This window comes from Peribacillus sp. N1, from assembly GCF_054600815.1.
On record NZ_BAAHZO010000006.1, the window covers coordinates 73,740 to 87,086 of the forward strand.

The 13,347-nt window shown below is 41.9% G+C and carries 9 protein-coding genes; all 9 read right to left on the reverse strand.

The window, feature by feature from the left end:
• Nucleotides 1-13: 13 nt before the first annotated feature.
• The 9 genes from nusA to frr all read right to left on the reverse strand — a co-directional run bounded on the left by nusA (nt 14) and on the right by frr (nt 13,344).
• Nucleotides 14-1,144: a transcription termination factor NusA gene (gene nusA, locus ACYP5M_RS21115; protein WP_076366463.1), complete on the reverse strand. Its 1,131-nt coding sequence runs from the start codon at nt 1,142-1,144 to the stop codon at nt 14-16.
• A 43-nt stretch (nt 1,145-1,187) separates the two neighbouring features.
• Complete coding sequence (rimP, locus tag ACYP5M_RS21120) at nt 1,188-1,661, reverse strand: ribosome maturation factor RimP (protein WP_048684765.1); 474 nt, start codon at nt 1,659-1,661, stop codon at nt 1,188-1,190.
• A 193-nt stretch (nt 1,662-1,854) separates the two neighbouring features.
• On the reverse strand, nt 1,855-6,177 hold the full coding sequence (locus ACYP5M_RS21125; protein ID WP_427574124.1) for a PolC-type DNA polymerase III: 4,323 nt from the start codon (nt 6,175-6,177) through the stop codon (nt 1,855-1,857).
• Between the two features lie 166 nt (nt 6,178-6,343).
• The gene (locus tag ACYP5M_RS21130) at nt 6,344-8,044 is read right to left on the reverse strand and encodes a proline--tRNA ligase (RefSeq protein ID WP_434169090.1); all 1,701 of its coding nucleotides are present in this window, start codon (nt 8,042-8,044) and stop codon (nt 6,344-6,346) included.
• 266 nt (nt 8,045-8,310) lie between these two features.
• The gene (gene rseP, locus ACYP5M_RS21135) at nt 8,311-9,579 is read right to left on the reverse strand and encodes an RIP metalloprotease RseP (RefSeq protein WP_101224674.1); all 1,269 of its coding nucleotides are present in this window, start codon (nt 9,577-9,579) and stop codon (nt 8,311-8,313) included.
• A 7-nt stretch (nt 9,580-9,586) separates the two neighbouring features.
• On the reverse strand, nt 9,587-10,747 hold the full coding sequence (gene dxr / locus ACYP5M_RS21140; protein WP_434169089.1) for a 1-deoxy-D-xylulose-5-phosphate reductoisomerase: 1,161 nt from the start codon (nt 10,745-10,747) through the stop codon (nt 9,587-9,589).
• Nucleotides 10,748-10,790: 43 nt separating this feature from the next.
• On the reverse strand, nt 10,791-11,588 hold the full coding sequence (locus ACYP5M_RS21145; RefSeq protein ID WP_260357096.1) for a phosphatidate cytidylyltransferase: 798 nt from the start codon (nt 11,586-11,588) through the stop codon (nt 10,791-10,793).
• Nucleotides 11,589-11,613: 25 nt separating this feature from the next.
• Nucleotides 11,614-12,387, reverse strand: a complete 774-nt coding sequence (locus tag ACYP5M_RS21150; protein ID WP_101224672.1) for an isoprenyl transferase — start codon at nt 12,385-12,387, stop codon at nt 11,614-11,616.
• 399 nt (nt 12,388-12,786) lie between these two features.
• Complete coding sequence (gene frr, locus ACYP5M_RS21155; protein ID WP_101224671.1) at nt 12,787-13,344, reverse strand: ribosome recycling factor; 558 nt, start codon at nt 13,342-13,344, stop codon at nt 12,787-12,789.
• Nucleotides 13,345-13,347 lie beyond the last annotated feature (3 nt).

Below are 13,347 nucleotides of genomic sequence, written 5' to 3' on the forward strand. Positions count from 1 at the left end.
TTTTCACCTCGAATTACTCGTTATCCTCTTCGAAATCTGTTTCCTCTTCAGTAACATAACTATCTCTGCTCAAAAGGAATTCCTGTTCTTCCACAGGATAAATACCAGCTTCGCGGGCTTCCGTTTCACTCTTGATATCAATTTTCCAGCCTGTAAGCTTGGCAGCTAAACGGGCATTTTGTCCACGCTTACCAATTGCCAGGGAAAGTTGATAATCCGGAACGATTACAGTCGTCGCCTTTTCCTCTTCTTTAACAATAACTTCAAGTACTTTTGAAGGGCTTAAAGCATTCGCAACGAAAATGACCGGATTCTCCGACCATTTAACGATATCGATTTTTTCACCTTTCAATTCATTGACGATGGCCTGGACACGCTGTCCTTTTTGACCTACACAAGAACCGACTGGATCTACTTCTTCGTTATCGGAGTGCACGGAGATTTTTGAACGGTCGCCTGCTTCGCGGGCAACTGACTTAATTTCTACTGTTCCATCAAAAATTTCAGGCACTTCGATTTCGAATAAACGTTTTAAAAGGCCAGGATGTGAACGGGATACAAAAATTTGCGGGCCCTTGGAAGTCTTTTCAACTTTAGTGATGAAAACTTTAATGCGATCATGTGGCTTATACTGTTCATTCGGCATTTGCTCATTCACCGGGAGCAAAGCTTCGATTTTACCTAGGCTCACATAAATGAATCGGGAATCCTGGCGTTGAACGATACCAGTCATGATATCCTCTTCACGATCGATGAATTCGGCATAAATGATGCCCCGTTCCGCTTCACGCACCCTTTGAGTGACGACTTGTTTTGCTGTTTGTGCAGCAATACGGCCGAAATCCTTAGGTGTTACTTCCATTTCGACAATATCCTCTAACTGATAGTTGGGATCAATTGCTCTTGCTTCTTCAACAGAAATTTCCAGACGTGAATCGAACACTTCGTCAACAACGTCTTTTCTGGCAAATACACGCATAGTCCCTTTACCAAGATTCAAGTCGATACGAACATTTTGTGCTTGGTTAAAGTTACGGCGATATGCCGATATAAGGGCAGATTCAATCGCGTCGATCAAAACCTCCCTGGAAATTCCTTTTTCGTTTTCTAAAATATAGAGAGCATCCAATAACTCATTGCCCATGGTGATCCCCCTTACGGATATTTAAATTAATGATTTGCTTGACTTAAGCGAAGGTAATCGCCAATCTTGCTTTCGCTACCTTTTCGAATGGTATGACGATCGTTTTCTTTCTTGTCTTGATTCTGACTTCGAGTGTCACTTCTTCACCATCGAAACTGGTTAAGATTCCTTCGAATTCTTTTTCATCTAAAATGGGCTCGTATGTTTTTATGTAAACATTTTTACCGATAGCATTAAGGAAATCCTTCTCTTTTTTCAGAGGCCTTTCAGCTCCGGGTGATGAAACTTCGAGAAAATAATTTTGTGGAATCGGATCAACCTCATCAAGCTTTTCACTGAGTTTTTCACTCACATTTCCGCAATCATCAATATCTACGCCTGTTTCTTTATCAATGTACACTCGAAGGAACCAGCTTTTACCTTCCTTCACATACTCCACTTCGACTAATTCAAGCTGCAATTCTTCAAGAATTGGTAATGCTAATTCCTCTACGACTTCCGTTACCTTTTTACTCATTTGTTTCCTCCATACGTGCGTTGTATGCGCTTGGTTTCGGATTCAAAATTAAATGGTCAATACAACACGAAAGAGTGGGTTTCCCCACTCTTTCCATTGGTTCCTCTTAGTATTTCCAATAAAAATATACCATAATCAAGATATTTATGCAAATATCATGTCTGTTTCTTCCTTTTTGAAATCAGTTTCCCCTTTAAAATAATGATAACTGATTTTGTTCAGGCAATGATTCCAGACAGCCTTGTTTATCAAGGTATTCAAGGATGGTCTTTGAAACCTTCCCACGTTGCTGAAGGTCTTCTTTGGAGAGGAATTCACCATTTTTCCGTGCATTGACAATATTGATCGCCGCATTCGTCCCAAGACCCGGTATCGAATTGAAAGGCGGTATCAAAGTATTTCCTTCAATTAAGAATTGATCTGCACTGGATTTGTACAAGTCAACTTTAGCGAAGGAATATCCGCGTTCACACATTTCCAAAGCAAGTTCGAGAACCGTCAATGTATTCTTTTCCTTGGTGGATGCATCCAATCCCTTTACCATGATTTCTTCCATCTTTGCTTTGATGGCCTGCGATCCCCGTGTCATGGCGTCGATTTCAAAATCATCGGCACGCACTGTGAAATAGGCTGCATAATACAATAAAGGCAGATGGACTTTAAAATAGGCAATCCGGACAGCCATCAAGACGTAAGCTGCAGCATGGGCTTTCGGGAACATGTATTTAATCTTCTTACATGAATCGATATACCATTCCGGTACCTCATTTTTCCTCATTTCCTCTTCGAATTCCTCAGAGAGCCCTTTCCCTTTACGAACAGATTCCATGATTTTAAACGCCAGGGAAGGATCAAGACCTTGATAAATCAAATAGACCATAATATCATCCCGGCAGCCTATAACCTCACTCAGTGTACATATCCGGTTGTGAATCAGTTCCTGTGCATTGCTCAGCCATACATCCGTACCGTGGGAAAGCCCCGAAATCTGAACAAGTTCGGAAAATGTCGTAGGTTTCGTATCTTCAAGCATTTGCCGGACAAAACGCGTACCAAATTCCGGGATGCCAAGCGTACCCGTTTTACACATGATCTGTTCCTCGGTAACTCCTAAAGATTCAGTGCTGCTGAATATTTTCATTACTTCCGGATCATCGGTAGGAACGGTCTTTGGATCGATGCCGCTTAAATCTTGAAGCATCCGGATTACAGTCGGATCATCGTGTCCAAGTATATCAAGTTTCAAAATATTATCGTGAATGGAATGGAAATCAAAGTGAGTAGTTTTCCACTCGGAATTCCTGTCATCCGCAGGGAACTGAATAGGTGTGAAATCATAGATATCCATATAATCCGGAACAACGATGATTCCGCCCGGATGCTGTCCTGTCGTCCGTTTCACACCAGTACAGCCGGCAACAAGGCGATCAGTCTCGGCTCCACGCATATGGATGTTATTATCGGAGGAATACCCCTTTACATATCCATAAGCCGTTTTTTCGGCGACCGTACCAATCGTCCCTGCACGATATACATATTCTTCACCGAATAAGACCTTCGTATAGTTATGGGCCTTCGGCTGATATTCACCGGAGAAGTTCAAGTCGATATCGGGAACCTTATCCCCTTTAAACCCAAGGAAAGTTTCAAACGGGATATCATGCCCGTCTTTTGTATAAGCAATGCCGCAATCGGGACAGTCTTTATCGGGCAGGTCAAACCCGGAACCTACAGAACCGTCATTGAAGAATTCGGATTTCTTGCACTCCGGACATACATAATGCGGCGGAAGCGGATTTACCTCTGTAATTTCAGTCATGGTGGCAACGAAAGATGATCCAACCGACCCCCTTGAACCAACTAGATAACCATCATTCAATGATTTTTTAACAAGTTTGTGAGAAATTAAATAAATAACGGCAAAACCGTGGCCAATGATGCTTTTCAATTCTTTTTCAAGACGGGCTTCCACGATTTCAGGCAGGTTCTCTCCATAAATCTTCCTTGCCATGCCATAACTCATTTCACGCATCTCTTCATCTGCACCTTCAATTTTAGGTGTGTATAACTCATCCTTGATTGGCTTGATTTCTTCAATCATATCAGCGATTTTATTCGTGTTGGTCACCACGACCTCTTTGGCTTTCTCGGAACCGAGGAAGGAGAATTCCCGCAGCATTTCATCTGTTGTCCGAAAATGTACGTCAGGCAGCTTATGACGATTCAGCGGATTGGCGCCGCCTTGTGAATTCACAAGGATTTTGCGGTAAATTTTATCATTCGGCTCCAAATAATGCACATTTCCCGTGGCTACGACTGGCTTATCCAATTTTTCACCAAGCTTGACGATATTGGAGATGATCGTTTCTAATGATTTATCATCCCGTACATATTCAAGCTCAATCAAATGCTGATACACTTCCTTCGGATGAATTTCAAGATAATCGTAGAATTCGGCGATATCGACGACTTCCTCAAAACCCTTCTGCATCATCCCTTCAAAAACTTCCCCTTTATCGCAACCCGATCCCACCAAGATTCCTTCACGATACTTTTTAAGTTGTGAGCGCGGTAACCGGGGCACACGATAGAAATAATCGATGTGTGATATTGAAATTAATTTGAATAGGTTTTTTAACCCAGCCTGTGTTTGCGCGATCAGTGTACAATGTGACGGCCGGGAACGCTGATAAGCATTTCCTTTACCCATATTGTCATTAAGTTGATCATGATGGGTAATCTCCTTTTCCATTGCATCCTTCAGCATCTTCAGCATAAGGTAACCAGTAGCTTCGGCGTCATAAATGGCCCTATGATGCTGGGTCAAATCAATATCGAACTTTTTACATAATGTATTTAACCGGTGATTTTTAAACTCTGGATATAGGAAACGGGCAAGTTCCAATGTATCAAGTACTGGATTGGAAGCTTTAGGATAACCCAAGTTTTTATAACCTATATTCAAAAAGCCCATATCGAAGGCTGCGTTGTGGGCAACCAGGATTGCATCGCCTGCCCAGTCCTTGAACTTTTCCAGTACTTCCGAGACTTCTGGAGCATTTTGTACAAGATCATCAGTGATTCCAGTCAATTCTATCGTCGTATTGGATAGTGGGTGATGCGGATTCGCAAATGACTCGAATCGATCAATGATGTCACCGCCACGAATTTTCACTGCAGCAAATTCAATGATCGTATCATAAACAGCTGACAGGCCTGTCGTCTCTACGTCAAACACAACATAGGTGGCATCTGCCAAAGCGATATGCGCCTCATTATAAACAATTGGTACACCATCATTTACAAGATTCACTTCTACGCCATAAAGGATTTTGATACCATTCTTTTTCCCGGCACTATAAGCTTCAGGAAATGATTGTGCTCCCGCATGATCTGTAATGGCCACAGCCTTATGTCCCCACTTTGCAGCCTGGGCAACAAGCGCAGAAGTAGGTGTCACTGCATCCATCGAGCTCATTGGGGTATGCATATGCAGTTCGACACGCTTTTCCCCTTCTGGAGCCTTATCCTGCCGTCCTTGTTTAGAAATTTCATTTATATCATTTGCGATCATTACAAGGTCACGTACGAATGTATCATTTTGAATGCTGCCTTGGGCACGTACCCACATCCCTTTTTTCACTCGGGCAAGTATGGCGGCATCTTCTTTATCACGCGAAAACATTTTGACCAATATCGAGCTCGTATAATCGGTGACTTTAAAGGTCAGCAGGCTTCGTCCGCTGCGTAACTCACGCACTTCTGCATCAAATACGAAGCCTTCGATGGCAATCCTGCGCTCTTCATCGATAATCTGTTCGATTCTGCGGAAATCCGCATCTTCTTTAATCGTATAGCCAATTTTAACCGGTCCTTCGTAGACGCCATCGTCGCCGCCTTTTTCCGATTCTTTCTTCTGCATTTCCACTAGGGCGGCAAGTCCCTTTTCCGCGTCTTCCTTTTGTTTCTCTTCTAAAAACTTCTGGTAATCAGGATTCGAAACCGTTTCCTTCACTTCCGCTTCAAGTGTCAACGGAGGAAAACCGAATGTTTGGTAGATATTCGAAATGATGCCGGAGTATTTGCGTTTTAACTGACCAGCCTCCGTATCATTTCGGGCGCTTACGATAAGCTTATATCCATTCACCGTTGGCACTTGTTCATTCAGAAGTGATAAAAGTGCTGGAGACATGCCTTCAAGCTCGCCAATGCAGTTTTTCCAATACTCTATCACCAATTGTTCCGTCACCTGCGGATTGGCCACATTCAAGTTGAATGTGACCTTTGCAATATGGGAAAACGTACTTGCTAGATGAGTAGCAAGTCTTGTATGAACACTGCAAGGAATTAATGCAGGTATATTAAAGGCAAAATGCCATGTTTTGGACTCCCTCTCGATCGAGAGTTTATCAATTTCGGCACCTATGAAATAATTCACAAAGGCATCCTCAGTCAAGTCCATTTGCTGGAGCAAGAGTTGAAATCTCTCTCTACCGCTATTTGGATTTTGATCCATTCCCTCTCTCCCCTATCTACTATCTCTTTAGATATTATTCACTATCATTTTCGTTTTTGATATCAGAGGCTATTATAACATATCATGAATGTTTCACTAGTATCCAAATCCATGAAAAGGAAAGGCATCATCCAATTGAATGATGCCTAATTCCCCTATTTTTAAATTACCCCAATATTTCGTGAAGCTTTTGAGTTAATTCAGCTCTTTCAATTTCAAGAACCTCACCCGTTTTACGGATTTTCACTTCGACGATTCCGTCGGATGCCTTTTTACCTACAGTCACCCTGACAGGAAGACCGATCAAGTCGGAGTCTGCGAATTTCACGCCCGCACGTTCTTGACGATCATCCATTAGAACTTCCATGCCTTGTGCCTTTAACTCATTATATAAATCTTCTCCCAGGGCAGCCTGAGAATCATCCTTCATATTTATTGGAATCAAATGGACTTGGTATGGCGCTAAATTCGCTGGCCAGACCAATCCTTTTTCATCGTTGAATTGTTCAGCAACAGCTGCAAGTGTACGGGAAACCCCAATACCATAACATCCCATGATCATTGGCTGCGACCGTCCATTTTCATCTAGGAATGTCGCATTCATAGCTTCGGAATATTTAGTTCCTAGTTTGAATACGTGGCCTACCTCAATCCCTTTGGCAAATTTGATTTTTCCGTTTCCGTCCGGTGATGGGTCACCCTCTTGGATGAAACGTAGATCTATATAATTGGCCACGTTAAAATCACGAGCGGGATTTACGTTCACATAATGGTGGTCTTCCTCATTTGCACCACAAACTCCATTAACCATGGCTTCGACGGCAAAATCCGCAATCACTTCAACCTCAGAAGTGACATTGATTGGTCCGAGAGATCCAATTGTACATCCTAAGACTTCCTTCGTCTCATTTGGATCGACCAAATCAACGATTGAAGCGTTATAAAAATTCTTCAGCTTAATATCATTGACCTCATGATCTCCTCGTACCAAAACAAGCACATACTTTTCATCCACTTTAAACAATAACGATTTTATTAGTTTCTCTGCATCGGTATTCAAGAATGATGCAACTTCTTCAATCGATTTTTGGCCAGGTGTATGAATTTTTTCAAGTGCACTTTGTTCTTCGGAGCTTTTTTCATAGTTTACACTCACAGGTGCCATTTCAATATTAGCTGCATAATCGGAAGTATCCGAATATGCGATGGTATCCTCCCCTATGTCAGACAGGACCATGAATTCATGTGTATCTTTACCACCCATCGCCCCAGAATCGGCAATGACGGCACGGAAGTTCAACCCACAACGGCTAAATATATTGGAATATGCCGCATATAAATTTTTATAAACAGCATCCAGGCTTTCTTGATTGGCATGGAAAGAATAAGCATCCTTCATGATGAACTCACGTCCACGCAGCAATCCGAAACGCGGTCTTTTTTCATCACGGAATTTGGTTTGGATTTGGTAAACCGTTAATGGAAGACGCTTGTAGGACTTCACCTCATCACGAACTAAGCTGGTTATCACTTCTTCATGTGTGGCACCAAGCGCAAATTCACGGTTGTTACGATCCTTAAGACGCATCAACTCTGGACCATAGGTATACCAGCGTCCAGATTCCTGCCAGAATTCGGCTTGTTGTAAAGCCGGCATCAACAATTCTACTGCACCAGCATTCTCCAGCTCTTCCCGAACGATCGCCTCAACCTTTTGAAGCACCTTTTTTCCAAGCGGCATAAAACTATAAACACCGCTGGAGTTTTGTCTCATAAATCCTGCACGTAATAGCAGCTGATGGCTTTTGATTTCAGCATCTGCAGGCACTTCCCTCAATGTAGGGATCAACGTCATACTTTGTTTCATATCTGCACCTCTTCAATATTTCCTATAAATTACTTGCAGCTACGGTAAATTTAATACCGCAACATTAATACGGTCATTTCATACAAAAAAGACTTTCCGCGTTATTCAGAAAAGCTAATTTAATATACTCATTCTCGATTATACTTACGATTTCCCTAGAAAACAAACAATTTCCCCAAAACGGTTAAAAAACTAGGAAATCCTTCAGATAAGAAAACGGCCAACAGATAATTCTGCTGGCCTGTTTTGCGTTATCCAAACATGTCTTACAGGAAGAAGCGCTGGATGTCATTCCAGGTAACGACAATCATCAATAACATCAGCAAAGCAAAGCCGATGAAGTGGACCATTCCTTCTTTTTGACGATCGATCGGTTTCCCTCTCAAGAATTCGACCACAAAGAATAACAGTCTTCCTCCATCCAATGCCGGTAGCGGAAGCAGGTTCATGATTCCCAGGTTAATGCTGAGCAGCCCTGCCCATTTCATTAACGTGAATAAACCTTGTTTCGCCACTTCCTCAGTTGATTTATATATTCCTACAGGACCAGATAAACTGTCGATCGTAAACCCACCCGTTACGAGGTCACCAAGGATGATGAAGATTTGTTTTGTCCAAAAATACGTTTCTGTAAAACCATATTGTATAGCTTTAATCGGTGCTTTTTCAACTGGAGGGTAGACACCGATAATCCCGATTTTCTTCCCTTCCCTCTCCACTTCTTGCGGAACAACCGGAACTTCTAATGTTTTCCCGTCCCTATCAACGACGAACTCGATCTCTTGCCCAGGGTTCTTTTGAATGCTTTCCTGAACATCTCCCCAAGTGGAGACTTCCGTCCCTTCTATGGATTGAATGACATCCCCCGATTTTAAACCGGCATTTACTGCCGAGCCGTCCGGTGTCAATTCACCAAGTTTCGCTTCATCCACCACGACTCCTTGAAACAGGCCGATCAATACAAAAATGACAAAAGCCAAAACGAAATTCATTGCCGGTCCAGCTACAATCGTTAGAAAACGGTGCCCAAGCGACTTTGAGGCAAATTGCCGGTCAAAAGGAGCTATCTGGTTCTCTACACCATTTTCAACAATCACCGCTTCTTTATGAATGGCAAACGTTTTTAATGTTTCTTCCTCGCCCTCTTCATAACCAGTAAGGATCAGTTTATGATCAAGGTCGATCACTTCAACTTCCACAAGACGAATATCAGGATATTTATCTTTATTGTTCAAAATGATTTTTGTAACATTCTCTTCATTATCAAACATTAATCCCACTCGATAGCCGGGCTTCAATTCTATATTCTCTGCATCTTCACCAGCCATACGGACGTACCCGCCAAGAGGAAGCAATCGAATGGTATAAACGGTTTCCTTCTTTTTATATGTGAATACTTTTGGCCCGAAACCGATTGCGAACTCACGGCATAAAATTCCTGCTCGCTTAGCAAACACTAAGTGCCCAAGCTCATGGAAAAATACTAGAGCTCCAAAAATGATGATGAACGCTATAATCGTTTCTAAAGTCTGCATGTTCCGGTCACCTATCTTTCACTAAAGATTCTATATACTGCCTTGTCATATGATCGACTTCCTGAATCGTTTCTAAATCTGGAAGGGCTATGACGGAATGCTGATTCAGCGCTTTTTCAATCAATGTTTCAATATCAAGGAAGGTTACCTTTCCAGATAAGAATGCAGATACTGCGGCTTCATTGGCGGCATTCAGCACAGTAGTCATCGTTCCGCCCATTTTACCCGCTTTATAAGCGAATTGCAAACAAGGATATCTGGTGAAATCCATATCTCTAAAATGCAGTTTGCCTGCTTCAGCAAGGTTAAGCCGTTTGCGCCCTGCCAGCGGAATACGGTCTGGATAAGTAAGCGCATATTGTATAGGCACCCTCATATCCGGTGTCCCCAGTTGTGCTATCACGCTGGAGTCATGAAACTCAACCATGGAATGGATGATGCTCTCCTTATGTAGCAATACATCAATTTTATCGTAGGGGAGATCGAATAGCCAGTGGGCCTCAATTACTTCCAATCCTTTATTCATCATTGATGCCGAATCGATCGTGATTTTGGCTCCCATTGACCAGTTCGGATGGTTCAGTGCCTCTTCCACCGTTACATCCTTCAATTCTTCCCTGGTTCGATCTCGAAAACTGCCTCCTGAAGCAGTAATGACAAGTCGTTCTATATTTTTTTCCTTTTCACCTTGCAATGCCTGAAAAATAGCGGAATGCTCACTGTCAACCGGCAGCAGTCTAACCCCCGCTTTTTTTGCTTCACTTATGACCAAATGACCTGCCGTCACCAAAGTCTCCTTGTTGGCGATCGCAATATCCTTTTTAGCCTTTATTGCTTGAAGTGTAGGATATAGACCCACGCTTCCGATTACAGCATTGACCAATATCGTCGCTTGACCATAAACGGCAACAGCAGTCAAACCCTCATCCCCATACATGAACTCGATATCTTTGCGGCTGGAGAATTCACTTTTCAAAACATGATAATCTTCTTCCGTCTGTACTGAAACCAGTTTCGGTTCAAACTCTTTTATATAAGTCCTGACCAATTCTATATTCTTTCCAGCAGAAAGCGCCACGATCTTGAATTGATCTGGATGGGACCTTACTACATCCGCTGTTTGTTGACCAATCGATCCTGTCGCGCCCAAAAGGCTGATATTTTTCAAATTGTTCATCTCCTAATTCAGATAACACTTGCCTATATTTATATTATAAAACGTGCAATAAATGCAGAATCGGTAAAATGAATATCACGCTATCAAGCCTGTCCAAAATCCCACCATGTCCCGGGAGAAGCGTTCCTGAATCCTTGACGCCATAATGACGTTTATACGCCGATTGGACGAGATCGCCCAATTGGCCGAATACCCCAATGATTAATGAAATCAATAATAATTGTAATAACGTGTAATCCAGGCTGGAGAAGGCGTAAAATAGAACCCCCACTACCATCGCGGAAAATAACCCGCCGATAAACCCTTCCACCGTCTTGTTTGGACTTATTTCTGGCCATAGCTTTCTTTTACCAAGTGATTTACCTATGAAGTATGCCCCGGAATCGGTTGCCCAGATCGTAAATAGGGTAAGCAGGATATAGATCAGCCCCAACCCCAATGAGTCACGTGTTTCAAATAGGTAATAGAAGCCTATCCCCAAGTATAGGATTGAAATCACTAGAAAGCCTGCGTCATCAAAAGTAAAACGGTTTTTTGAAACGACTGTATAAAGCAATAGCAGCAAAACACCGATTAAAAAGACTTGAACTTTATCGTAATTTATTTCTGCTAAAAAAGCAGTATGCTCATTAGGCAATAAAAGCACCCACAATAATATGTAGGAAAGAAATGCTTCAAAAGACAGTACACGTAACTTTTTCATTTTCATCAGTTCATACAAACCAATTGACCCTAACAGATATACCGTCAGTAAAAAGGGAGTGCCCCCTAAAATGACTAGTGGAATGAAGATAGCGGCAACTACGACCGCCGTAATAATTCGTTGTTTCATTATTCCATTTTCCTCGCCTTCTACATTAAACGCCACCGAATCTTCGTGAACGCTTTTGATACTCCTCAACTGCCTGCAATAAATGCTCTTCACTAAAATCCGGCCATAGCACCTCAGTAAACCACAGCTCAGTATAAGCCGACTGCCAAAGCATGAAATTACTTAAACGGATTTCACCGCTTGTACGGATCAGTAAATCAGGATCCGACAAATGTTTGGTCATCAGGTAACTGGATAGCATTTCCTCAGTTACATTTTCCTTTATTATACCATTCTTAGCATCTTCAATGATGCTATTCACTGCAGATACAATCTCCCCACGGCTTCCATAGTTCAGGGCAAAATTCAGAATCATCCCATCATTGTCTTTCGTGTCCTCCATGGCCCGTTTAACGGCACCTTGAGTATGTGACGGAATGAGTGACAAGTCCCCTATCGTTTCAACTCTTACATTTTCTGAAATGAGCTCTGGTAAAAATGTCCCCAGAAATTCCTGGGGAAGCTTCATCAAAAAGTCGACTTCACTTTTCGGACGTTTCCAATTTTCAGTGGAAAACGCATAGACTGTCAAAGTTTTGACCCCTAATTTATTGGCAACTTTCGTAATTCTACGAACGGTTTTCATTCCTTCATGATGACCCGCCACACGTGGCAATGCACGCTTTTTGGCCCAACGGCCGTTTCCATCCATAATGATGGCGATATGCTGAGGAACATCAAACTGTTTAATATGCTGAATCCTATTTGTTACATCGGAAGAAGCATCTTTTTTAACGAAACGCTTCCAAAGTGAATACATATGTTAGTCCCCCATCAGGTTGTACTTATCTCTCTACAAAGGCAAAGTTTTCGTGCACTATGTATATCAAGCTTTCTGCCGCTTAAAAAGAATCTATATTATAATATCAAAAAAAAACTGGTTCTCATATTATTTATATGAAAATTATTTCTTCATTAGAAGCTAGAAAGGGAGAAATCATTACTTCTTTTTTTCTAAAACCGGTTATGATTACCATGAAAAATGCAAAAAAAGGACCACCTCCAACGTTTGCATGCAACATACTAACTCAAGGAGTAATCATTATCGGAGAAACCTTATTATAACAGTTTTCTCCTTTAAGCACACCTATATGTTAGAACCAAGACATGACCCAGTATGGATTCGGCCCTCTTTATTTAATCAATTCTTCAGTGGGAATTATACTTCCATAATTTCTTTTTCTTTATCTTTTGTAATTTCATCAATTTTCGTGATGTTGCCATCTGTCATCTTTTGGATGTCATCTGCATAGCCACGTAAATCATCTTCAGTGATTTCACCACTTTTTTCAAGCTTTTTCAAATCATCATTAGCATCGCGACGAACATTACGGACAGCTATTTTCGCTTCTTCCGCTTCTTTTTTAACGACTTTCACAAGCTCTTTTCTGCGCTCTTCCGTTAGAGCTGGGATGGCAATCCTGATGACCGATCCATCATTAGAAGGATTTAATCCCAAGTCTGATTTCAAAATCGCCTTTTCGATTTCACCCAAAACCGTTTTATCATATGGTTGAATGACTAATAGTCTAGCTTCCGGGACAGAAATTCCTGCCACCTGATTGACTGGTGTCGGCGATCCATAATAATCGATCGAGATTCTATCAAGCAATGAGGCATTTGCCCTTCCGGCACGGATGCTTGCTAATTCACGTGTGTACGCTCCAATGGCTTTTTCCATTTTCGTTTTCGCATTCGAAATAACTTGTTTCGGCATCTT